Origin of the sequence: Bacillus sp. DWP3-1, assembly GCF_049896565.1 — a bacterium.
Lineage (GTDB): Bacteria > Bacillota > Bacilli > Bacillales > Bacillaceae > Bacillus.
The window spans coordinates 580,544-602,539 of sequence record NZ_JAFCUN010000001.1 but is presented as its reverse complement, the minus strand read 5'-3'; the positions used below and the strand labels follow the sequence as shown (position 1 = coordinate 602,539).

The 21,996-nt window shown below is 42.0% G+C and carries 23 protein-coding genes; 12 read left to right on the top strand and 11 right to left on the bottom strand.

Going from position 1 to position 21,996, the window contains the following annotated elements; all coding sequences use genetic code 11:
• The first annotated feature begins 22 nt into the window (after nucleotides 1–22).
• The 6 genes from nirD to ACP7A0_RS03015 all read left to right on the top strand — a co-directional run bounded on the left by nirD (nucleotide 23) and on the right by ACP7A0_RS03015 (nucleotide 5,804).
• Nucleotides 23–346 (top strand): nitrite reductase small subunit NirD, encoded by a 324-nt coding sequence (gene nirD, locus ACP7A0_RS03040; protein WP_034660879.1) that lies wholly within the window; start codon nucleotides 23–25, stop codon nucleotides 344–346.
• A gap of 27 nt (nucleotides 347–373) precedes the next feature.
• Nucleotides 374–1,117, top strand: coding sequence for a DUF421 domain-containing protein (locus tag ACP7A0_RS03035; protein WP_170938391.1), 744 nt, complete (start codon nucleotides 374–376; stop codon nucleotides 1,115–1,117).
• A gap of 82 nt (nucleotides 1,118–1,199) precedes the next feature.
• A complete protein-coding gene (locus ACP7A0_RS03030; protein ID WP_426004225.1) occupies nucleotides 1,200–2,180 on the top strand; it encodes a pectinesterase family protein in 981 nt (326 codons plus the stop codon).
• Between the two features lie 127 nt (nucleotides 2,181–2,307).
• Nucleotides 2,308–3,792: a D-alanyl-D-alanine carboxypeptidase/D-alanyl-D-alanine endopeptidase gene (gene dacB / locus ACP7A0_RS03025; protein WP_426004223.1), complete on the top strand. Its 1,485-nt coding sequence runs from the start codon at nucleotides 2,308–2,310 to the stop codon at nucleotides 3,790–3,792.
• A 19-nt stretch (nucleotides 3,793–3,811) separates the two neighbouring features.
• A complete protein-coding gene (locus ACP7A0_RS03020) occupies nucleotides 3,812–5,179 on the top strand; it encodes an MATE family efflux transporter (protein ID WP_060596512.1) in 1,368 nt (455 codons plus the stop codon).
• Nucleotides 5,180–5,243: 64 nt separating this feature from the next.
• Nucleotides 5,244–5,804 carry a CatB-related O-acetyltransferase gene (locus tag ACP7A0_RS03015; RefSeq protein ID WP_426004221.1) on the top strand — a complete coding sequence of 187 codons (561 nt, stop codon included), beginning with the start codon at nucleotides 5,244–5,246 and terminating at the stop codon, nucleotides 5,802–5,804.
• A gap of 20 nt (nucleotides 5,805–5,824) precedes the next feature.
• Here ACP7A0_RS03015 and ACP7A0_RS03010 read toward each other — a convergent pair whose 3' ends face one another.
• Entirely contained in the window at nucleotides 5,825–6,307 is a 483-nt protein-coding gene (locus ACP7A0_RS03010) for a BclA C-terminal domain-containing protein (protein ID WP_426004219.1), read from the bottom strand.
• Between the two features lie 137 nt (nucleotides 6,308–6,444).
• Nucleotides 6,445–6,696: a hypothetical protein gene (locus tag ACP7A0_RS03005; protein WP_426004217.1), complete on the bottom strand. Its 252-nt coding sequence runs from the start codon at nucleotides 6,694–6,696 to the stop codon at nucleotides 6,445–6,447.
• Nucleotides 6,697–6,879: 183 nt separating this feature from the next.
• Between ACP7A0_RS03005 and ACP7A0_RS03000 the strand changes: the two genes are divergently transcribed.
• Nucleotides 6,880–7,899: an LLM class flavin-dependent oxidoreductase gene (locus ACP7A0_RS03000; RefSeq protein ID WP_060596504.1), complete on the top strand. Its 1,020-nt coding sequence runs from the start codon at nucleotides 6,880–6,882 to the stop codon at nucleotides 7,897–7,899.
• Between the two features lie 38 nt (nucleotides 7,900–7,937).
• On the opposite strand, the gene ACP7A0_RS02995 is transcribed toward ACP7A0_RS03000, so the two are convergent.
• Entirely contained in the window at nucleotides 7,938–8,558 is a 621-nt protein-coding gene (locus ACP7A0_RS02995) for an acetate uptake transporter (protein WP_060596503.1), read from the bottom strand.
• Between the two features lie 142 nt (nucleotides 8,559–8,700).
• On the opposite strand from ACP7A0_RS02995, the gene ACP7A0_RS02990 reads away from it, so the two are divergent.
• The gene (locus ACP7A0_RS02990; RefSeq protein ID WP_282066705.1) at nucleotides 8,701–9,522 is read left to right on the top strand and encodes a uroporphyrinogen-III synthase; all 822 of its coding nucleotides are present in this window, start codon (nucleotides 8,701–8,703) and stop codon (nucleotides 9,520–9,522) included.
• Nucleotides 9,523–9,562: 40 nt separating this feature from the next.
• On the opposite strand, the gene ACP7A0_RS02985 is transcribed toward ACP7A0_RS02990, so the two are convergent.
• On the bottom strand, nucleotides 9,563–10,165 hold the full coding sequence (locus ACP7A0_RS02985) for a DedA family protein (protein WP_095285257.1): 603 nt from the start codon (nucleotides 10,163–10,165) through the stop codon (nucleotides 9,563–9,565).
• 357 nt (nucleotides 10,166–10,522) lie between these two features.
• Here ACP7A0_RS02985 and ACP7A0_RS02980 point away from each other — a divergent pair, with 357 nt between their 5' ends.
• Complete coding sequence (locus ACP7A0_RS02980; protein ID WP_034660863.1) at nucleotides 10,523–10,753, top strand: excisionase family DNA-binding protein; 231 nt, start codon at nucleotides 10,523–10,525, stop codon at nucleotides 10,751–10,753.
• 79 nt (nucleotides 10,754–10,832) lie between these two features.
• On the top strand, nucleotides 10,833–11,822 hold the full coding sequence (locus ACP7A0_RS02975; RefSeq protein ID WP_223250437.1) for a hypothetical protein: 990 nt from the start codon (nucleotides 10,833–10,835) through the stop codon (nucleotides 11,820–11,822).
• Nucleotides 11,823–11,834: 12 nt separating this feature from the next.
• On the opposite strand, the gene ACP7A0_RS02970 is transcribed toward ACP7A0_RS02975, so the two are convergent.
• The 6 genes from ACP7A0_RS02970 to ACP7A0_RS02945 form a co-directional block, all read right to left on the bottom strand.
• Entirely contained in the window at nucleotides 11,835–12,935 is a 1,101-nt protein-coding gene (locus tag ACP7A0_RS02970) for a Ger(x)C family spore germination protein (protein ID WP_426004213.1), read from the bottom strand.
• A complete protein-coding gene (locus ACP7A0_RS02965; protein ID WP_426004211.1) occupies nucleotides 12,932–14,032 on the bottom strand; it encodes a GerAB/ArcD/ProY family transporter in 1,101 nt (366 codons plus the stop codon). The genes ACP7A0_RS02970 and ACP7A0_RS02965 overlap by 4 nt, the downstream gene beginning before the upstream one ends.
• Before the next feature lie 12 nt (nucleotides 14,033–14,044).
• Nucleotides 14,045–15,532: a spore germination protein gene (locus ACP7A0_RS02960; RefSeq protein ID WP_060596497.1), complete on the bottom strand. Its 1,488-nt coding sequence runs from the start codon at nucleotides 15,530–15,532 to the stop codon at nucleotides 14,045–14,047.
• A gap of 73 nt (nucleotides 15,533–15,605) precedes the next feature.
• Complete coding sequence (locus ACP7A0_RS02955) at nucleotides 15,606–16,949, bottom strand: (Fe-S)-binding protein (RefSeq protein ID WP_426004208.1); 1,344 nt, start codon at nucleotides 16,947–16,949, stop codon at nucleotides 15,606–15,608.
• Nucleotides 16,946–18,355 carry a glycolate oxidase subunit GlcD gene (gene glcD, locus ACP7A0_RS02950; RefSeq protein WP_426004206.1) on the bottom strand — a complete coding sequence of 470 codons (1,410 nt, stop codon included), beginning with the start codon at nucleotides 18,353–18,355 and terminating at the stop codon, nucleotides 16,946–16,948. Before glcD ends, ACP7A0_RS02955 begins: the two co-directional genes overlap by 4 nt.
• Nucleotides 18,356–18,432: 77 nt before the next feature.
• Entirely contained in the window at nucleotides 18,433–19,566 is a 1,134-nt protein-coding gene (locus ACP7A0_RS02945) for a CdaR family transcriptional regulator (RefSeq protein ID WP_426004204.1), read from the bottom strand.
• Between the two features lie 125 nt (nucleotides 19,567–19,691).
• On the opposite strand from ACP7A0_RS02945, the gene ACP7A0_RS02940 reads away from it, so the two are divergent.
• Nucleotides 19,692–20,270 (top strand): branched-chain amino acid aminotransferase, encoded by a 579-nt coding sequence (locus tag ACP7A0_RS02940; RefSeq protein ID WP_426004202.1) that lies wholly within the window; start codon nucleotides 19,692–19,694, stop codon nucleotides 20,268–20,270.
• A 24-nt stretch (nucleotides 20,271–20,294) separates the two neighbouring features.
• Here ACP7A0_RS02940 and ACP7A0_RS02935 read toward each other — a convergent pair whose 3' ends face one another.
• Nucleotides 20,295–21,065, bottom strand: coding sequence for a DeoR/GlpR family DNA-binding transcription regulator (locus ACP7A0_RS02935; RefSeq protein ID WP_426004200.1), 771 nt, complete (start codon nucleotides 21,063–21,065; stop codon nucleotides 20,295–20,297).
• Between the two features lie 122 nt (nucleotides 21,066–21,187).
• Here ACP7A0_RS02935 and ACP7A0_RS02930 point away from each other — a divergent pair, with 122 nt between their 5' ends.
• On the top strand, nucleotides 21,188–21,994 hold the full coding sequence (locus ACP7A0_RS02930; protein WP_060596491.1) for a tyrosine-protein phosphatase: 807 nt from the start codon (nucleotides 21,188–21,190) through the stop codon (nucleotides 21,992–21,994).
• The last annotated feature ends 2 nt before the right edge of the window (nucleotides 21,995–21,996 follow it).

Here is a 21,996-nt window from a genome sequence, read left to right as displayed (position 1 = left end):
TCAATTGAAGGGATGAGATCATATGACAGTTTCAGTTGTAAAAGTTCACATTGGCACCCTTTCAGATTTTCCGCTGCAGCTAGGGAAAACAGTCGCAGCCGGTACTCTTGAATTAGCTGTCTTTCAAACCTCTAATAAGCAGTTCAAAGCCATTGAAAACCGCTGCCCTCATAAAGGCGGTGTTCTGGCTGAAGGAATGGTAAGTGGAGACCATGTCTTCTGTCCAATGCATGATTGGAAGATTGATCTTTCGTCAGGGAACGTTCAAGCACCAGATCACGGATGCGTTAAAACGTATGAAACATTGGTCGAGGGGGACGATGTCTTTATTTTATTGCCCTCATAAATAGTTTAGATCCTTCCTTTCATGTATATGCTGTATGTAAATGCAGCAAGAAAGGAAGGAATTTCTGTGCCGTTTTTTAGTATTTTGATTGAACTATTTATCGGGTTTTCCGCCTTATTTTTTATTACAAAATTATTAGGGAAAACACAGTTTGCACAAATCACGCCGTTTGATTTTATTTCTGCACTGATTTTAGGCGAAATGGTCGGAAACGCCATTTTTGACCCAGAAGTCAAGATTCAGCACATTTTGTTTGCTGTTGCAGTGTGGGGCGTTCTCATCTATACAGTTGAATGGTTTTCACAACGCTTTAAAGGTATTCGAGCCTTTTTAGAAGGAAGACCTACGCTTGTCATTGATAAAGGGAACATTCACTACAATCGTTTGAAGAAAAATATGCTTGATCTCAATCAGCTGCAGACACTGATTCGCGCGAAAGGTCATTTTGCCTTGCATGAAATAGAATATGCCATTTTGGAAACAGACGGCTCTGTCAGTGTTCTTCCGAAAATGAAATACGCAACTGCCACAGCAGAAGATGTGAACGTGAAGGGAAAAGAAGTCAAATTGCCTAGAACATTTATTATTGATGGCGAAATTTTAAAAGATGACCTACAAGAAGCTGGCTTTGACGAAACATGGCTGAGTGAGCAATTAAAAAAGCAGCACATTTCTTCTCATCGAGACGTTCTATTTTGTGAATGGATTGAAAATGAAGGGATTTATGCGATAAAATATGAAAAATCTAAAAAACATCCACAACAAAATTAAGTGGGTGTTTTTTTTGTGTGTCATGAATAGGATCAAAAAGAATGTTTGATTGAAAATGTTCACAAAGAGGAGGAGATGTGCGATGAAGTATGGAAAGGTATGGCTTGTATTCGTTTTGTCTTTATTACTATTTGACTCAGCTTCACTTCAAGCAGCCGGACATCAGAATCAAACAAACCGCGTCCTTGTGGTCGATCATAAGGGAAATGGCACGTTTCGAACCGTTCAGTCTGCCATTGATGCGATTCCAGCGAACAATCAACAGCGCGTAACGATCTATATTAAAAATGGTGTGTATAAAGAAAAGATCCTGCTTCCGCAAAATAAACCGCACGTGTCCTTTATCGGCGAAAACCAGCACAAGACGATTCTGACGTATGATGATACAAATGCAAGAACTGGCAGCACAACAAATAGCTCCAGCACTATGATTCGTTCGAACGACTTTTACGCAGAAAATATCACCTTTCAAAATACAGCTGGCAGACATGCTGGTCAGGCGGTTGCGCTGTATGTGTCTGGCGACCGGGCTGCGTTCAAACAAATACGGGTCTTAGGGTATCAAGATACACTTTATGCAACAGGCTCAGACCGGCAATATTATGAAAACTGCTATATCGAGGGCACGGTCGATTTTATTTTTGGATCAGCCACAGCTGTGTTTAAAAGAGCTGAAATAAAAAGTCTTGGAAATGGGTATATTACTGCAGCATCCACAACAGAAGCACAAAGGTATGGCTATGTATTCATCGATTCTACGTTGAAAAAGGGGACGGCAGCTGCTCAATCGGTTTATTTAGGACGTCCGTGGAGGCCTCATTCCGCTGTGACATTCCTCTATACAAAAATGGATGAACATATTAAGGCAGAGGGATGGCATAACTGGGATAACCGTGATAACGAAAGAACAGCAAGATATAAAGAATATGGATCGACTGGGACCGGAAGCAATGTAGCAAATCGCGTTAAATGGTCCAACATTTTAACGAAAAACGAAGCAAGTCAAATCACGGTGCAAGCTGTTCTTGGCGGAACCGATGGCTGGAATCCAGAAAAGAGGTAAAGGGCTTGTCAGTTTTCGTCAAAGAAAGCTGACTTTTCTGTTTAAAAAACCTTTGAGAACAAACGTTCTTTTGTGTATAATGAACATATTCTTCTAAAATTGGCTGCGATAAAAAAGGAGGGATTGCGTGAAGCGTTTTTCACAGCTCTTGTTTTTACAAATATGTATCCTGTCGATTTTATTTCTCCCTTTTTCAGCAAAAGATGATCAACTTACAGCTCGTGACGACTCACTGCCGTGGATGACAGCTTTAGATGAATTCATACGAACAGCACCTGATTTAGAGGGCGCGATCTCCGGCGTCAGCGTCCGCAATACTTCTGACTCCTCTCTTCTTTATGAACATCAAGCCGATATTCGTCTTACTCCTGCTTCTAATATGAAACTGCTCACATCAGCCATCGCCCTTGATATACTAGGAGAAACACACACATTCCTGACAGATATCTGGATGGATGGTTCTATTCAAAAGAAAACGTTACATGGCAACCTGTATCTACGCGGTACCGGGGATCCGACTTTATTAGAGGAGGATTTTGCAGCACTTGCCAAACAAGTGAAAAAGGCCGGAATACATACGATTCGCGGACAGCTTGCGGCAGATGACACTTGGTATGATGATACGCGATATTCTATTGATTTGCCTTGGAGTGATGAAGATCAATATTACGGTGCACAAATCTCTGCTCTCACAGCTTCACCGAATCAAGATTATGATGCAGGAACCGTGATTCTCGAAGTAAAACCAGGAAAGAAAGCAGGGCAAAAAGCGACCTATGACATCATCCCGAAGACTTCTGCCCCTCAAGTCATGAATCAAGTAAAAACCGTGCCAGAAGGCGGAAAAAAGAAAATTTCTTTTAAGCGCTCTCACGGCACAAACAAGATTACGTTGACTGGAACCATTCCGGTTAAAGCGAGTTCATCTAGACAATGGGTAGCGTTATGGGAGCCAACCACTTATGCGTTAGATTTAATGAAACGAGCGTTAAAGGCGGAAGGGATTCAAGTAAAAGGACCGCTTAAAACAAAACAAGTTCCTAAAAAAGCCAAGAAAATTGCCACCCATTCATCGATGCCTTTATCAGATCTGCTTGTTCCCATGATGAAACTCAGCAACAATACCCATGCAGAAATGTTGCTAAAGGAACTTGGAAAACAAGTGAAAAGCAAAGGGAGCTTTGAGGATGGACTGGATGTCATGAATGAAAGGCTTCCTGCTTTTGGCATCAATCCTTCGCATGCAGTGCTGCGAGATGGGTCGGGCATATCACCTATTAACCTTGTTTCTGCCAACCAGTTCACGTTATTTTTGACAAACATTCAAAAGGAAAAATGGTTTAAGACCTATGAACATGCGCTTCCGTTAGCAGGGGCAAGTGAACGAATGGTCGGAGGGACGTTAAGGAACAGATTGAAAGAACCAGCTACACTAGAAAAAGTACGTGCAAAAACAGGTTCATTAACAACGGTTAGCACACTTTCTGGATATATTGACACGAAGAGCGGAAAGACGGTCGCCTTTTCCATTTTATTAAATCATCTTGTTGATGACGAAAAAGGGAAAGAGATAGAAGACCATATTGTCAGCATTTTAGCTGAGAATCTTTAGATAGAGAAGGAGTACCATCATGACGTTAGATAACAATCAATCTTTAGTAAAAACCATGTCCATTTTTCTCGTCCCGCTTTTGCTTAGCAATATTTTGCAATCAATCGGACAGCTTGTATCCATCGTTCTTGTCGGTAGATGGATTGGAGAGGATGCAGTAGCTGCTATTTCTGCATTCTTTCCGCTTTTCTTTTTACTCGTTTCTTTTTCCATTGGAATTGGATCGGGAAGTTCCATCCTTATTGGACAAGCGTATGGCGCGAAAAATGAAAAAAGATTAAAAGAAATTATTGGCACAACGCTTTCATTCACCTTTTTAATCGGACTTTCTTTAGCGATCATTGGAGGTTTATTTGCAACAGACATCCTAAATCTCATGGGAACACCTGCAAATATTGTGGAGGAAAGTGCGGCATATGCCAGAATTCTATTCATCTCAATGCCGATCTTATTTCTTTATTTTGTTTACACGACCTTCCTGCGAGGAACTGGGGATTCAAAAACGCCTTTTTATTTCTTAATGATTAGTACGGCAACGAATATTTTGACGCTGCCCATTTTATTATTTGGCTGGATGGGACTGCCGGCATTTGGTTTATACGGCGCTGCATATGCTTCTGTGATTTCAACCATTGTGACGTTTATTATTCTACATATCTACTTATATAAGACAAAGCACCCGCTTCGCATTGATGCATCAGTGAGAAAGCATTTATTGATGAAAGGGGATCTACTAAAAACATTATTAAAGCTCAGCATTCCATCGAGCATTAATATGATCCTTATTTCTTTATCAGAAATTGCTGTTATTTCTTTTGTCAACGATTATGGATCACAGGCCACAGCTGCCTATGGTGTTGTCAATCAAGTCGTGAGCTATGTGCAGATGCCGGCAGTGAGTCTTGGCATTGCAGTCTCTATCTTTGCAGCACAATTCATCGGTGCAGGGAATATCAACCGCTTGAAAGATGTGATAAAAATCGGGTTAGGGCTCAATTTTGCCATAGGCGGATTCATTATTATCATCGTTTATCTCTTTGCACCACAGATTTTATCTATCTTTTTAACAGATTCTAAGACGATTGACATTGCCTATAGCTTGGTCGTCATTACATTATGGAGCTATCTTATTTTTGGAACGGCCCAAATTGTTGCAGCCACGATGAGAGCAAGTGGAACAGTTTTATGGCCAACAATCTTTAGTATTTGCTCCATTTGGCTTGTAGAAGTACCAGTCGCTTATGTGCTATCGCACTACACATCCCTTGGCATCAAGGGCATATGGATTGGCTATCCTGCGGCTTTCTTTGTGAACTTACTCCTTCAATACGGCTACTATCAGCTCGTATGGAAGAAAAAACAAATTGTAGCGCTTGTTCAGTCATAATGTGAAAGTGTGAAGCAGCATATACATACGAAGATCTATCACTTTTCAGGAGGTCTGATCTTCTATGTTTTTGAATCAAAGAAGTGAACTGAGCTCGCACAATATCGGTGATTTTTCTTATGCCGGACCAGATTTCCAAGTGCTGACATGGGGGGAAGGTGCGACACTAAACATTGGGAAGTTTTGTTCCATCGCAAACGAAGTGAAAATTTTCCTTGGCGGTGAACACCGGACAGATTGGGTCACAACGTATCCGTTTAATCAAATTTTCAAAGAAGCTGCCCACATCAAAGGACATCCCAAATCAAAAGGAGATGTGCAGATAGGACACGACGTATGGATTGGATATGGCGCGACGATTATGTCAGGAGTATGTATAGGGAACGGAGCAGTGATCGGAGCAAATAGTGTCATCACAAAAGATGTGCCGCCATATGTAATTGCTGCAGGAAATCCGCAGCAGTTCATGAAATATCGGTTTTCATCGGAAATAATTGAACAACTTCAATTATTAGAATGGTGGAATTTAGAGTTTGCAATCATCCAATCTATTTTTCACCTTTTGCAGTCTCATGATATTGAACATTGTATAAATGTAATAGAAGACATAAAAAAGAAAGGCTGAAAAAGCCTTTCTTTTTTCGTTTAGCTGAGCCGTATAATGGTCAAGGCAGCACCTGCAGCAGCACCCCCGCCAACTAAAACAGCTGTGGCAACAGCCCCAAAAAACTGCAGTGAAATGATGCTTCCAGCTGTTAAATTAACGATTACAGTATTATGGATAAACGAAGTAGAGATAACAGGTGATTGAACAGAACTAGGCACAGTGGTTGCTCCATTTAAAAGCAAACATGTATTAATTAAAAGAGCTGCAGTGGTGTTGACTTGATACGTAATATAATATTTATCAGTTTGCAGAACGGTAAAAACAGTACTTGTGCCGTTTGCTGTAAAACCAGTAATGTTTTGAAAGTTTGGCAAAGGAATATTCGTTCCTCCGGCTACAGTAACAATGGTAGGGCCAGAACTATTAGCAGCATAAAGTGCTGTATCCGTAAAACCACCTGTTCCAGCAACACTAGTGATTCCTGTAACTCCAGTCGGACCAGTTCCCCCAGAAGCTGCCAAAAGTGTATAGTCGGGGGAGAGCCCAGGTATTCCTGATGGAGCATCTACATTGGCTATATAAATACTGCCATTAAACGTGACAACTTGACCCGCCTCGTAATCTTGTGATTGTGAGGGGTTAAAAGGGAGGGTGCCGGTTAATCCGCCAGCAGGTCCGGTTGGCCCAGCGGGACCTGCTGGGCCTCTTCGTCCAACCCTTTGAATTGTTTTTGATTGTTTTTCTCCTTTTTCACAGGGGGATTCCCTCGAGACCTGTTTTGTTTTGAATGTTCTTGATTGATAAATGGACAGTCTCTTCTTTGAGGACGGTCAAGACGTAATCTTTTGTAATGAGGCTGCTCATGATATTTACCGCAAAAGGGACATTTGTGATCGAATTGATTGTACAAATTGCCCATCTCCTAAAATTGATATTTCATTCTATGTGCAAATTTTCAAATTTGAAGTAAAACCTAGAAACTCATCATTTCGAAAATCATCGAATCAAATCATTTAAATGTTTCATGATTTTATGTTATGGTGTTGAAAGTATATAACTAGTATGATTTTTGACAGAAATGGGGACATCATTTATGAGTCAATCAGTTTTACAGCGCACAGCTTATTCCGTTTTAAATTTATCCTCTGTGACAGAAGGAGGCACCATTAAGGAGTCTTTTGAACATAGTATGGATTTAGCAAAAAAGGCGGAGAAGTGGGGTTATCATAGATACTGGCTAGCAGAACACCATAATATGGAAGGTGTTGCGAGCTCTGCAACGTCCGTTTTAATTGGATATATTGCTGGGGGAACCGAAAAAATTCGAGTAGGATCTGGCGGGATTATGCTGCCAAACCACTCTTCACTTGTCATTGCTGAACAATTTGGGACACTTGAGACATTATATCCGGGGAGAATTGATTTAGGTCTTGGAAGAGCACCAGGGACAGATCAGTTAACGGCAAGAGCTCTCAGACGTAACCTTCATAACGGAGAAGACTTCCCTGAGCAGCTAGAAGAACTTCGGCAATATTTTAAACCAACCGGACAGGTCAAAAAACATGTAAGAGCCGTTCCAGGAGAGGGTCTAGACATTCCGATTTGGCTGCTTGGTTCAAGCGGTTTTAGCGCAAGACTTGCAGGAGAGCTTGGATTGCCATTTGCCTTTGCGGCACATTTTTCACCTAAAAATACAATTCCTGCTTTAGAGTTGTATAGACAGTCATTTAGACCTTCTGATGTGTTAAAAGAGCCTTATGCCATGGTGGGTGTGACAGTTTTTGCTGCAGATCAAACAGAGCGAGCTGAATATTTGGCGACCTCTCATTATCAGCGGTTTTTGAGTCTCATTCGAAATACTCCAGGAAAACTCAAAGCGCCTGTCGACAGTATGGACGGCCTTTGGAGTCCGTATGAAAAAGCGATGGTGGATGAACAATTAAGTTCGACAATGATCGGGGATAAAGAAAAGGTGAAAAAAGAATTGGAAGCCTTTATTGAAGCCACTCAAGCAGACGAAGTGATGATTAATTCGGATATGTTTGACCATCAAGAAAGAATGCGCTCGTATGAAATCATCGGAGAGATCTTCCAAGAGGCACAAGAAAAATAAACATGAAAAAAGAACTGCACAAAGCAGTTCTTTTTTATTTATGCTTTTGTAAAAATACGAAATGGTTGTCCAATTGGCAGCACAGTACGGCCAAAATGAGTATTGAGCACAACTGCTGCTGAACCATAAAACGAAAGCAGGGAAATGATCAATTCTGCGATACCTGCAATGGTATGAGTCACATCGTACATCACACCAAACGAGCTAAGGGAAAGACCAAGGAATAAGAAATCAATAAAGACGAAAATCAAAAATAATACTTTATGTGTTTCCATTGCACCAATCGTCATAAACAAGCTGAAAATCAAATAACCGATAAACGCAAAACCTAGTTGTTTTGGATCTGCTGCTCCCGCAAGCGTTTTCCCAAAAACGCCGGCTTGAATGAGCCAAGTCGTTCCAACGCCCATCCAAAAAAGACCGAATGCGCCAAAGGCAGTGGCTCCAAAAATATTATGATGCTTTGAATCTTGTATGGACGCGATTAGCTGCGCGATGCCTCCAAGGAAGATAGCCCAAGGTAAAATAAGGGAAGTGCCATCTGTAATTCCTAGTTTTTGTGAGGACGCAACGAGCGTCACCATTGCTAAACCAAACAAACCAAGTGGTGTTGGGTCTGCAATTGATAATCGAATAGCTTGAACATTCTGTTTTTCCATAATGACCTCCTACAATTTGCACTTACAAAAGATACTCGAATTAGACCGAAACGTCAAGCTCTTTTTTAGTAGACACTTGCAACGTCTTCCAAATAAATCTATATTTAATACATATCAAATGTGATAGAAAAAGAGGGATAAAATGAGTAAAGGCTTAGCTGGAAAAACGATTGCCATTTGTGGAACGAGAAAAACAGAAGAAATGCGTACACTTGTCGAAAAGCAAGGGGGACAAGCCGTTATTCGTTCTCTTCAAGGAACTGTATTTTTAGCCAAAGAGGAGTTAAAGCCAGGCATTGAAACCTTTGTGAAGCAAGGTGCGGATTGGGTGATTTTCACAACAGGCATCGGGACAGACACATTGATTGAGAGTGCAGAAGAGCTTCATCTGGGGGAAGCATTTATGCACATTCTATCAAATGCGCATATTGCTTCAAGAGGGTATAAAACCTTTGCAGCACTCAAAAAACGCGGAATTCAGCCAGACGTATCTGATGAAGATGGAACGGTTCGTGACATGATCTCAAAGCTTGAAGACAAGGAGTTTCATGGCAAACGCGTCATGGTGCAGCTTCACGGGGAAAACGCTCCGGCTCTCATCCAGTTTTTACATGACAAAGGGGCTGATGTTTTGCCGCTTTTACCTTATCAGCACACACCTCCTGAACCAGAGGCCGCAGAAACATTGCTTCAAGAAATGAAAGATGAAAAAGTCCATGCCGTCTGTTTTACAACCGCTGTTCAGGTTCACGCCTTTTTCACATTAGCGGCAAAATGGGGCAGAAAACAAGAACTCCAAGAGCTATTCGAGCAGCACGTACTGGCAGTGGCCGTCGGAAAAGTCACAGCTGAAGCTTTAAAAGAAGAGGGAATAGACAGAATTCTAGCTCCGTCACTTGAGAGAATGGGTGCAATGATTATGGAATTATCCCAATATATGAAAAAACAATCATCACATTCATAGAAAAAACGCCTTTCACCCGATCAGTGGAAGGCGTTTTTCATTAGATTGTCCGTTTTCGGTTCGTACGAATTTTTTTGAGGACAAAATAGAGAACGATCAGGACGATCGCAATGGCCATAATAGGGGTTGTATAAGCGTGAGCAACACTTTGAATGTGATCCCACTTTGTCCCAAGCTGCATACCGAGATAGATAAATAAGATCGACCAAGGGATGGCAGCTAATCCTGTCAAGAGGACAAATTTCAAAAAAGGCATTTTGGCAATACCTGCTGGAATGGAGATGGCGTGGCGGACAACAGGAATAAAGCGCGCTGTAAACACCACACCGGTTCCATATCGGTCAAACCAGCGCTCTGCAGTTGCGATATGGTGTTCATGGATGAATAAGTATTTTCCGTACTTTGTTAAAAAAGGTCTTCCGCCATAAAGGCCGATCCAGTATATAAAACACTGTGCGAGCGTACCTCCGATGACGCCAGCGATAACAGCTCCAACAAAACCGATTGTTCCTGTTGACACCATATATCCGCCATAAGCAAGAACAATTTCGCTCGGAATGATTTCAATCATCAGACCTAGTGCTACACCTACATAACCAAGGCTTGTCAGCCAGGTTAAAATTTCATTGAACAAGGTTCCCATTCATTTCACTCTGCCTTTAAATACGAATTTTCTTCAAGCATCCTTATAAAAGCCTATGCTTGTTTTGCTTTTCTCATGAGTATGCTTTCCGCTTACCTCCCACGGCTAAACCGAAAGACGCCTCATGAATGCCTGGCTTTTCCACCAAGTCTGTGACGATAAACTCTCGTCTAGCAAACTTTATCATACCATATTTGCTTGTACCTAGACGATCTACTTGCTGAACACTTGTTATGTGAAGAACTATCATGATGTCAGTGGTCAAATCAGTAAAGAAAATATGAACAGGCTGCATCCGTTTTTTTCAACAGATCATGATATAATTTGTTAGATGAAACGAACGGGTGGTGCACAAACATGTATTTAACAATCGCAGAAACAGCTGAATACTTAGAAGTAGCTGAAGCGTATATTGAGAAATTAATCCAGCAAAAAAAGATCCGCTATGTATTTGACGGCGAATCCTATCTGATTTATCAAGGACAGTTTCAAACGCATATGAAGCAGCTTGAACAATACAAAGAGCTCGTCCAAGAGATTTTAAATGAACCGATTCCTGAAGATCCAGATGTAAAGGACGAAGATTAGAAAACATTGTTCTTTTCACATGATTCAATGATGACAAATATAAAAGATCATACATATGCAATAAAAGGAAGTGAATGGAGTGGAAAAAGCCGCTTTATGTGAAGCCTGTCAAAAAAACGCAATGAATGTAGTAGAGAATTCTGATGAGCCGAAACAGCCTTATCAATTATGTCATCCGTGTCACAAGAGACTACTCAACTATTCATTACGACCTATTGAATGGTATAACTTAGCCGTTCTCCATTCTCCTAAACAATTTTTACTGCACGATGACTTTTATGGAGAGGACGGACAGGCTTTCCAATTAGAGGATGATGTCATCGTCACCAAAGAAGATAAAGCACCCACATTACAAGACGTTCGGCAAGATTTGGCGTCTTTATTAGACTTTTCAATCACTAGGTGGTTTCTTGAGGGTGATGTCATCGATGCTCTGAAACAGCACGATGAGAAAAAGATCTTAGACTCTGTTCAAAGTCGGTTTGATGAAACTCGGCATGTCGAAGTGAAATCACGAATGATAGAAATCGCGGCTGATGTTTTAGGTACATCTGCCGCTGGGTGGGTTAGGGAACTTTTGGATCAGGCTGACGAAGAATTTCTTTATCCACTTTCCTGGGCAGCAGCCAGCAGCCTGCCAGAAGATGAGGGTTTACAACATGTGATAGAGAAATTGAAATCGATCAGTGAAAAAGAATTGCCGACAGCTGCTTTTATCTGCCTGTACCGTTTCCGTTCTTACAAAATCATGGATTGGATGGAGTCTGCCTGTACCCAATTTCACGATCATTGGGGAAGGCTGGCAGCCGTAAGCTGTCCAACCTGGGATAGAATGAAAACATGGCTCGACAAAGGAAGACCTTTCAGCTTAATTGCACTGGATACAATGGCAAACTGCGCTAAAGGGAATAGACCAGTCCTTGTGGAACAATGTTCACCTAAAATCCTTAGAACAGATAAAAATGAAGTAGAGAACACTTTAAATGACTATCTTCAAAAAGATCGCGTGCCACGAGTCAAAATGAAAGTGTCTAAAATAATGAATAACAAAGAAGACATTTTCGAATAATTTTTCACTCATTTATTGACTGACACCGGTTTGAACAATTTTCATATGGCATTTAATTTGTACATCCGCATCAGGATAGATTTCCTGCCATTTTTCTGGTGTCATTGCTTTGTCTTTTGATCGATACCTCAAACCCAGCCCAAGCGGATCTATGTTTTGCTTTTTAAAGGACTGAACAAGGTCTTGTCCTTGCTGAGCGACACGTTTTTCAACTTTTCTTTCAACATGGTCCAATATAGAAGGTTTATCAATTTTTTTGGACTTCATAAATTCTTTTAATTCACCTTTCAGCTTGATATCAATCGTGATATGAGGCTTTTTTGTTAGGTTTTTCGTTGGTTTGATCTGGTAAGACACATGTGATTTGATATTTTCAATGACGACATGGGTCTTTGCTTGATCATCCAATTGAAACTCGTAGATGCCATTTTTATGATTTTCAATCATCGCTTTAAATGTGAACGTTTCTTCTCCAGGGATATGATCCACCATTTTTTCTTGATCAAACAGAGCGACTCCTGTGACCTTGATGGCATTGCTTGTTTTTTTGATGTAAGGGAGGTAAGCATCGACCCCTTTTGCCAGCATCTGATTCATAAAAATATGCTGATTGGTTACAGGTTCATTGCCATTTCGCATATTTTGGGTTAACAGATCAGAGAGATACACGCCAATATTCAAGTTCGTTTGATTCATTTTTGTGTATAATAACTCTTCAACTTCTCCGCCTACAATCGCAAACACTTGGCGTGAACCAATGATAGGATCACGATAAATGTAATTCATTAAATCGATCATGCCGACTTCTTTTGCTAATTTTTCACTGATTAAAATAACGAGCACCTGGCCCATGACCACTGGAAAAGGTGATTTTTCTGACACGAGAAACTGAATATTACTAATGGTGTTTGACCTCGCACTTAATATTTGATAACTTCCTTGCTCTTCACTTTTAAAGACAGGGAAGACGAAGAAGCCCTTCATTTCGCCATCTTCTACTAAATCAAATCCTGCCGCCTGAGAGATATTTAATTCATCTAAAAGGCGAGGCTGTGCACAGCTAGTTAACAAAAGACTAAACAACATGAGACCCATGAGTATATAACGTTTCATGCTCGTTTTTTCACCCACCTTTTTTTCAGCATCAGCCCAATGACCATACAGACAATCAATCCATATATAAGAATGTATCCGCTATATTCCACCCATTGATTAAAGGCTTCAAAAGAGGTTGCCCCGGCAAAAAACGAAAACATGACCAAAATGAGGATGCTGAGACAGATTAAAGTGACGCGCTGACTCGTATGAAATACTTGTTTCGCCATTCGGCTCGCTGACCATAATGGAATGGCGATATTTGGAATGATCAGAAGCAGCCAGAGGGACACTTCAATAAATTCAAAGCGCTGGATAAAGGGAAGTTTCACAATACTTGTTAACGTTAATGTCGGCCATTTTGTTAATTTGAGCTGAGCACTAGAGTAATACGCAATGGAGACGAGAAAGACAAGTAAATTTAAGCATGTCGTGAATAATGCCCCCATGTGGGCAAATTTTTGTGACGTCTGTGCTTGTTTAATAAAGGGAAAATAGACAAGCAGCGTGCCAAAACCAAACATGGATAAGGAGGCATCTTTGACGCCCATTACCAGCTGCGAAAATGTATGATCAAACATCGGAAACATGAAGCGAATGTGACTATATTTCATGACATAAAAGCAAATAAACGTCATCCAATACGTCAGTACAATGCTAAAAAATGCCCATCCAGCAATGGTTCTAAAGCCGCCGGTATGAATGTAATACACAAGCAGCAGCAGTACAGACGCAAACAATAGACCAGGAATTTCTTTAAACAGCCATACATGGATCACATCCATATAGTGGACGAGAACGGTCAACGACAAAGAAGCAAAATATAAGATATAGAGTATGTTGAATAATTGCCCAATCCATTTGCCAAATACGTATTGCGTGATATCACCAAATTCATCCGAAGGGGCCTTTCTAAACATCAAGTACATCAGAAAGATCATCACATTGACGCTGATGCCAGAAATAAGAATGGCGATCCATCCATCATTATTCATAGAACGAACAAGGTTTGTTTGAAAGTTTAAAATGCCGACACCTACTTGATTGGCATTGATGAGAAAAAACACAAAAAAAGGGGAAACTTGAAATTTTTCTTTCACAGAAGAAGAACTCATGCTTTCACTTCCTTATTCATAAAAATCATTTTTCCCCTTACGGCCTTGCTTAGGCTTTTGCCGGTGAATCGTTTCATTTTGCGGGCGTAAATTTTCCGGTCTTTTATTCAAAAAGCGGAGCTGAGGACGAATCAAGCTACCCTTTAAATCCGTCAGACGCAGCGGAAAAATAGGCTCTAGATACGGCCTTCCAATAGACGTTAATTTCATTAAATGGGTGAGTAGGAAAGATCCCATCACGGCAATGCCTAATGCACCCCAAATCTGTGCTGCAAATAGAAATGGAAATCTCAGCAGCCGAATGGCACTGCCCATTTTGTAAATAGGGGTGACAAATGAGGCAAGAGCAGAAAGGGCGACAATAATGAGTAAAATATTACTTGTTAAGCCTGCTGCCACAGCAGCCTGTCCAATGACAATCCCGCCAACAATCCCGAGCGTCTGCCCGACTTTAGCTGGGAGCCTCGAACCTGCTTCTCTTAGTAATTCAATCGAAATCTCTAAAAATAGGGCCTCAATAATCGGAGGAAATGGAACAAGATAGCGCGAGGACACAATGGTTTCTAATAAATCCTTTGGGATCAGCTCATAATGAAAGGTTAAAACGGCTACATATAAAGGTGTCGCAAAAATGGAGAATATCACTGCAAATATGCGTAACAGCCGAAAGCAAGAAGCCGCCATCCACGACATATTGTAGTCTTCCATTGTGGAAAAATACTCAAGTAAAATAGTCGGGGCAAGCAAGACATGAGGCGATCCATCGACTAAGATGGCAATTTTCCCTTCTGTTAAACCTGACGACACGCGGTCGGGTCTTTCTGTATTTAAAAACAATGGAAAGATCGTATTGGATACATCATAAAGCATTTGAGCGAGGTAATTCGCATCTAAAATCTGATCATAATCAACGTCCTCAATGCGCTGGAGAACGGTTTCGATGTTTTGCGGGTTGGCGATTTCTTCAATATATAACACCGCTACTTTTGTTTGAGATAGCGTGCCAACTGTCTTTTCTGCCACTTTCAGGTTCGGCGTCGGCAGCCGCCGCCTGACCAAATTTAAATTGGTATCCAAAACCTCCACAAATGCTTCCTGGGCACTGATAATGCCAAATTCAATCTCGGGGGGCCCAACTTGTCTGCCTTTCTTTTCTTCAATCGGTATCAGAAGTGCTTTGCCCCAGTCCGTTTCGAGCCGAATGGCCATATTGCCCAGATGAAGGGCTTCTTCCACTTTTTGAAGATCGGTCGTGATGACAGACTGTTCAATGGGGATTCGTTCTTTCAGCTCCTCAAGAGTGGGGGTGAGGTGCAACTCTTTCATGCAGGGCAAAATTTGTTCATGGAGTAGATGACCATTAATTAAAGAACGAAAAAAAGAGATTCGATAAAGAAAACCTTCACTTCGTGACAATTCGTTTGTAAAATCAGAGGAACGTGACAATGCCTCAAATACTGAATTTGGGTCCTTTTGATGTTGTTTGTTTTTCTTCAGCACTTGAATCATCTCCTTCCGCGATTTGCCTCTATTATCCAACTAATTGTCTGAAGATATGCATGAAAAAAAGCGTTCAGCTTGATGAGCTGGACGCTTTTTTTCCATATTGAACGGCTTCTAATAAAAAATCTGCGAGATGGACGGCACGCATGCTGGGCGATTGTCCTGAACGTTTGATACCCGCTGCCATTTGCAATTGACAGCCTGGATTGGACGTGACAATGGCAGCCGCCGCTGTTTGACTAGCTTCTGTCATTTTATGATCTAAAATTTGCATCGACATCTTTGGCTGCAAAATATTATAAATTCCGGCGGATCCGCAGCAGCGGTCGGCATCCTTCATTTCTTTAAATGATACCCCGTGAATCGCCTTCATCAGCACCCTTGGCGCTTGCTCTACACCCATTCCATTTCGTAAGTGACAAGAGTCTTGATAGGTGATGATCTGCTCTGGCAAGGCAAGCGATGTACGCCGGTGAAACTTAAGCTCCACGAGAATATCTGATATATCCGTGATTTTATTTGAGAAGGCTTCACCTCGCTTTTGAAAAGCCGGATCATCCTTTAGCAAATGATCATAATCACTTAAAAAGGCACCACATCCGCCCGCATTCATGACAATGGCATCTGCCTCAATCTCCTCAAATGCTTCAATATTCCGCCTTGCTAACTGTTTCGCTTGCTCCTTTTCTCCGCTATGGCCATGAAGTGCACCGCAGCAAGTCTGAACAGGAGGGACGACAACGTCACAGCCGGCCAGCTGCAAAAGTTGGATGGTCGCTTCGTTTGTGCTGGAAAAAACGGTGTCCATTAAACAGCCAGTAAAAAAGGCCACACGCTTTCTTGCCGTGCCAATGGCTTTGTATTCTAACGCACGGCTTTTTTGTTGACGCGGCACCTTTGGAAGGGCCTGCTCCATCAGCTGTAAATGCGGCGGAAGCACCTTTAGCATGCCAGACTTGCGGGCGGCCGTTTGCAGACCAGAGGTTTGATAAAATCGCAGAAGTCCAGCCGCTTGACGCATTCGGCTTTGTGAAGGAAAGAGTCCTTTAAACACAACACGTCTCACAAATTTGACAGGAAGAGATTGTTTTTTGTGCTGCTGAAGGATGTCTCTCGCATCCTCAAGTAAACGTCCATATTTGACGCCGGAAGGGCAGACCGGTTCACATGCACGGCATCCAAGACAAAGGTTCAGTGAATGTTCGACATCTTCATCCGGCTCAATCACGCCGTCTCTCACCGCCTTCATTAAAGCAATCCGGCCGCGGGGAGAGTGAGTTTCTTGTTGACCGGATTCAATATAAGTAGGGCAGGAAGGGAGGCAGAAGCCGCAGCGCATGCAGTTGAGCAGCTCCTTTTCATCCATTTGCTGCTGAAAGTTTTGCTGAATCTCTGATTGTTTAGGGGAATTCATGAGACCACCACCCGCTTTCTTGCTGCTTTTCCAAACACCTTATCAGGATTCATAATATTTGCTGGATCTAGCGCTTGTTTGATTGCTTTCATTGCAGCGATTCCTTCTTTTTTGACCTTTAGCTCTAAATAGGGGGCTTTCATCAGACCCACGCCATGTTCACCCGTAATGGTGCCGCCAAGGGAGACTGCTTTTTCAAAAATGGCCTGAAAGGCTTCTTCGACCCGCTTCATTTCTTCTTCATTTCTTGCATCGGTTGCACAAGTAGGATGTAAATTCCCGTCACCTGCATGACCAAATGTACAGATTTTCACTTCGTACTCTCTCGCAATGTCTTCGATCGCCCGCACCATGTTCGCAATTTCAGACCGGGGGACTGTAGCATCTTCTAAAATCGTTGTGGGGCTTAAACGGGCGAGGGCAGATAAAGCGGCTCGTCTCGCTGTTAAAAGGGCACTTGCCTCTTCTTCAGAATGTGCGATATTTACTCCTTTTGCACCGTGCTGCTGACAGACCTTTGCGATGTTCTCTATATCACGGGAAACGGCCTCAGGGTTGCCGTCCTGTTCGATTAATAGCACCGCTTGAACGTCAGTCGGCAGGCCGATTTTGGCAAAGTCTTCGACGACTTTCAATGTCGGCTGATCCATAAATTCTAATGTGGCGGGGATAATACGCTCTGCAATAATCGCCGAAACTGAAGCGGCTGCTTCCTCTAGGCTTTCATATAAGCAAAGCATCGTTTGTTTGGTTTCTGGAAGCGGCAAAAGCTTCAGCGTGGCTTCTGTGACAATTCCGAGCGTTCCTTCTGATCCAACAAATAAACGGGTCAGATCATATCCGGCCACGTCCTTTGCGAGCTTGCCGCCCGTTTTGATGATGTCACCGTTTGGCAGAACCACTTCAAGTCCAAGTACATAATCTCTCGTCACGCCATATTTTAACCCCCGGAGACCACCTGAATTTTCATTAATATTGCCGCCTAACGTGGAGATTTTCATCGAGCTTGGATCTGGTGGGTAGAAGAGACCTCTTGCCTCTACTTGGCGAATAAGTTCCTGTGTGATCAAACCAGGCTGGACCGTTGCGGTGAGGTTTTCTTCGTCTATTTCGATGAATTGGTTCATTCTTGTAAACAACATCACAAGTCCGCCTTGTGTAGGACAGGTTCCTGCACAAAGGTTCGTTCCTGATCCTCTTGGCACGATCGGCACCTTATATGAAGCGCAGAGCCGGACAATTTGCTGGATGTCCTCAGCCGCGCGCGGGCTTACGATGACATCTGGCATATGCTGAAAATTAGGTGTTGCATCATAAGAGTAGGCAAGCCGATCGGCTTTACTGTCTTGTACATAGGGCGCCCCGACAATCTTTTTTAATTGACTTAAAAATTCAGAATTTAACATGCGCATTCACTCCTACTGATTAGACATACCGTTTCTTTCAGTATAAAAAAAGAATCGTCTCATGCCTATGGACGATTCTACAAAATATTGGGCTGTTCGCCTCGTTTATTTGGATGATGATCTAATAGCATCAAGGCTAAATAAAAGAGCATCGCATCTTGCATGCGTTTTGGATCAAGTGTCGTTAAATCTTGGATACGTTTTAGTCTGTAATGCAGTGTATTGATATGTACGTGCATCGCTTCCGCGGTATACTTCAATGAGTAATCTGATGTTATGAGTACACGCAATGTTTTCACTAGTTCAGGGTAGGGGAGAAGTGGGGCGATCGTTCGATCAAGGAACACTTCTTTTGTTTCCTGACTCACTTCTTCTATAAAAAGTTCAAGTGTTAAATCCTCATCAAACACAATCGGTGTATCCACATTCGCCAATTTTAAGGCACGAAAGGCTTGATGAAAGGATTGCTTCATCATATGTCCAGCTGCTGGTTTTCCCGCACCTATCAAAACCTTTGACGTGGAACGTGAGGTGAGGGAAGCATGGATGTGAAAAAGACGCTGCTGCAAGGTATCACGATCATTTGCCGAGGTTTGCAGCATGAGCAAAAAGCGGGCATGTCCCCAGCGGACGATCATTTCCTGATTTGTGAGATGCAGCATTTCCTTAACTTTTTTATATTGATCCTGCTTCATAAATGATTCATCGTGACAATCAATGAGGACGACGATACGCTGTTTTTTGACATCAAGCTGAAGCCGCGCTGCTTTTTCAGTGAGATTGATTGCTGTCTCTGGCAGATGAAGCCAGTCGAACACAAACGCTTCAAGCTGCCGTTCATCGGTTTCCGTTTCTAGAAAAAATTCATGCTCTTGAATAAGCAGTTCGGTCATTTTTCGTAATATTTCGCCAAATGGAGAGACATGGACGGGATTTCCTGTCATCCCAATCACCCCAATGACCTCTTGCTTAAAATAAATAGGCAGATTGATGCCGGCTTTGACCCCTTTCATTTGCTGCTCATCATCCTTTGTGAGGATTCGTTTTTGTCCTTCAAAGGATGTCAGATACGCCCCTTCATGAAATTGACCAATGCGCGCTGGATCTGTTGCCGCAATGATGGTGCCGTTTGTTTGTGCGATGATGATTTCCTCAGTCAGCACTTTTTTGACCTCGTCTACGATTTTTTCTGCCAGTGTCATTGTGAGCAAAACGTACCCCTCCGAGATGTTTCTTTTGACACTATCATACCATCATATGCTGAGTCATATCTTTCTTTTCATGAGTTATGCTAAAATAATAAACGCACATGAAAGAGAAGAAAGGAGACATAGCCATGTCATTGCAAAATCGCTTACAAGATCTATTGAAAGAAGGACAAGCGCTGACAGACTTTGAATATGACGAAGCGGCGCGCCACAATTGGCCTTTAGAAGGTGCAAGAATAAAGGAAGAGGCACGCTTTAGCGATGTATATATAGAGCGTGTAGACAAAGAATCCGAGGACATGATTCAAACAGAAGGCGCCTCATTTCTAAACACACCGCTTACATATGTAAAACAACATCAAAAAGAATTCATTTATATCGAATCGAAGTGGTTTGATGTGGTGAGAGTCGATGGATTAGCCATTGAATGGGACGAAGTGTTTCAAACGTATACCGTGTTATTCGGTTTAAAACGTCCTAAAAAAGACACAGGCATTTTAAAAGACATGCTGGCTCCATTAAATGGTGCGCAGCTTCAATTTAATGGGCAAGACGGCTTATTCGATGTGAATTTACAGCTTCTTGAGCTTGAGGACATCCACGAAGATATGCCTTTCATTGAAGTCATCTCAGCCGTATACCGTTTTTTATTCCGCATGATCATGCAGCTTGAAATGAATGAATCAAAAAACGGCTCAAATTCCTGAGCCGTTTTTTTGTGATCCATTTATTTACGTCTGCTCATTTGATGAAGGCGTGGCAAACCGTACATCATGCTCTTTTCCATATTGAAGATAATCTTCACTTGGCTGTTTATTCGTCACGACGACATCAAGATCGTGTAAATCACAAAACGTGGTCAAAGCGTAGTGATCGAACTTACTATCATCAACTAATAAAAACGTTTTGGTACTTTTTTCAACAACCGTCTTTTTAATATCCGTTTCAAGCGGGGACGAATTCGTGACTCCGTGATCAATGGATAAACCAGTTGATGCGATAAAGGCTTTATTGACATTGTAAGCTTTCAAACGCTCTACACTTTGATAGCCAACGAAAGAATTCGTTTTTCTCTCAAGCATCCCGCCGGTGGAAAAGATAGTGAGATTTTCATAAGGCATCGCCTGTGTAATAAAATCTACATTATTGGTCACAACGGTCACCTGTTTCTCAGTCAAATAGGGAAGCATCTCAAGTGTTGTCGTACCAGAATCAACAAAAATCATATCCCCATTTTCCACAAAAGCAGCAGCCGTTTGACCGATCAATTGCTTTTTACTCAGCTGACGAATCTTTCGTTCCTGATACACCACTAACGTTGAGTGGTTCACAGCCACTCCGCCATATACTTTTTTGAGCACGCCGGATTCGACCAATGCTTGTACATCTCGGCGTATCGTGTTTTTTGAGACGCCAAAATGCGCCACAAGCTCATCAAGTGAGGCAGATTCCCGGTCAAACACATACTCTTTGATTTGCTGAATCCGTTTTGTTTTTATCATGCTTCATATCTCCAATCCATCCGAATCTCCTTTTTCCATTATACCAAATGGCTTCTCTTTTCCCCATCTCAATAAAAGCGTATGATAGAGAAAAGAACGTAACGGAAAGGATTTTCACTTCTATGAATCAATCAAACAACCCATTTTCAAAGCTTGCGAATTTTAGAGAAGTAGGGGGACTTCAAACAACAGGTGAGATGGTGATCAGGCAGGGAATGATTTATCGATCCGCAGATCTATCGCGTCTCACAAAACAAGATATGTTGACGTTCTCAAAGCTTAGGATTCAAACCATTTGTGATCTCCGAACAAGCTCAGAACGCAAATCACATCCGCCAAAAATCAAGGAACACAACAAAATCGTTCATATCCCGATGCAGCCTGACAGTAAGATGCCAAGTAAGTGGACCATGTTTCGTATGCTGACAACTGAAGGGAAATCTCTTTCATTTGCACCGATTATGAAAGATTTATATCAAAGTATGCTCACAGAGCGTAAAGAAGAGATTCAGCAGCTGTTCTCACTGCTTTCAGATAAGAGCAATTACCCGCTGATGCTTCACTGCACGAGCGGTAAGGACCGGACAGGCTTTTTATCTGCCCTCATTCAATTAGCAGCAGGTGTACCGATGCCGGCCGTTTTAAGTGAATATATGCGTTCCAATGAAGGTGTGAAAATGCTTGTCAGAAGGCAGCAGCGATTTGTCCGCATGATGAGTTTATACCGGGTGTCAAAAGAGCAAATTCAACCGCTTCTCGGTGTGCAGCAAGATTACCTGGAAGATGTGCTAAACGAAATGATGGACACATACGGAAGTGCAGAGCGGTATTTAATCGAGGCTTGCGAAATACCTGAAGCTCAGCTCAAGGAAATGAAAAACATCCTGCTGACACCATCTGCTGGCATTCGATCTCAAAAAGCGGAATAAAC

Coding starts and splice junctions, on each gene's coding strand:
- nirD (WP_034660879.1), top strand. CDS start 23: ATGACAGTTTCAGTTGTAAAAGTTCACATTGGCACCCTTTCAGATTTT.
- ACP7A0_RS02980 (WP_034660863.1), top strand. CDS start 10,523: ATGTATTTAACAATCGCAGAAACAGCTGAATACTTAGAAGTAGCTGAA.
- glcD (WP_426004206.1), bottom strand. CDS start 18,355: ATGTTAAATTCTGAATTTTTAAGTCAATTAAAAAAGATTGTCGGGGCG.
- ACP7A0_RS02995 (WP_060596503.1), bottom strand. CDS start 8,558: ATGGAAAAACAGAATGTTCAAGCTATTCGATTATCAATTGCAGACCCA.
- ACP7A0_RS02935 (WP_426004200.1), bottom strand. CDS start 21,065: ATGATAAAAACAAAACGGATTCAGCAAATCAAAGAGTATGTGTTTGAC.
- ACP7A0_RS03035 (WP_170938391.1), top strand. CDS start 374: ATGCTGTATGTAAATGCAGCAAGAAAGGAAGGAATTTCTGTGCCGTTT.
- ACP7A0_RS03015 (WP_426004221.1), top strand. CDS start 5,244: ATGTTTTTGAATCAAAGAAGTGAACTGAGCTCGCACAATATCGGTGAT.
- ACP7A0_RS02970 (WP_426004213.1), bottom strand. CDS start 12,935: ATGAAACGTTATATACTCATGGGTCTCATGTTGTTTAGTCTTTTGTTA.
- ACP7A0_RS02940 (WP_426004202.1), top strand. CDS start 19,692: ATGTCATTGCAAAATCGCTTACAAGATCTATTGAAAGAAGGACAAGCG.
- ACP7A0_RS02930 (WP_060596491.1), top strand. CDS start 21,188: ATGAATCAATCAAACAACCCATTTTCAAAGCTTGCGAATTTTAGAGAA.
- ACP7A0_RS03000 (WP_060596504.1), top strand. CDS start 6,880: ATGAGTCAATCAGTTTTACAGCGCACAGCTTATTCCGTTTTAAATTTA.
- ACP7A0_RS02955 (WP_426004208.1), bottom strand. CDS start 16,949: ATGAATTCCCCTAAACAATCAGAGATTCAGCAAAACTTTCAGCAGCAA.
- ACP7A0_RS02985 (WP_095285257.1), bottom strand. CDS start 10,165: ATGGGAACCTTGTTCAATGAAATTTTAACCTGGCTGACAAGCCTTGGT.
- ACP7A0_RS03030 (WP_426004225.1), top strand. CDS start 1,200: ATGAAGTATGGAAAGGTATGGCTTGTATTCGTTTTGTCTTTATTACTA.
- ACP7A0_RS03020 (WP_060596512.1), top strand. CDS start 3,812: ATGACGTTAGATAACAATCAATCTTTAGTAAAAACCATGTCCATTTTT.
- ACP7A0_RS02990 (WP_282066705.1), top strand. CDS start 8,701: ATGAGTAAAGGCTTAGCTGGAAAAACGATTGCCATTTGTGGAACGAGA.
- ACP7A0_RS02965 (WP_426004211.1), bottom strand. CDS start 14,032: ATGAGTTCTTCTTCTGTGAAAGAAAAATTTCAAGTTTCCCCTTTTTTT.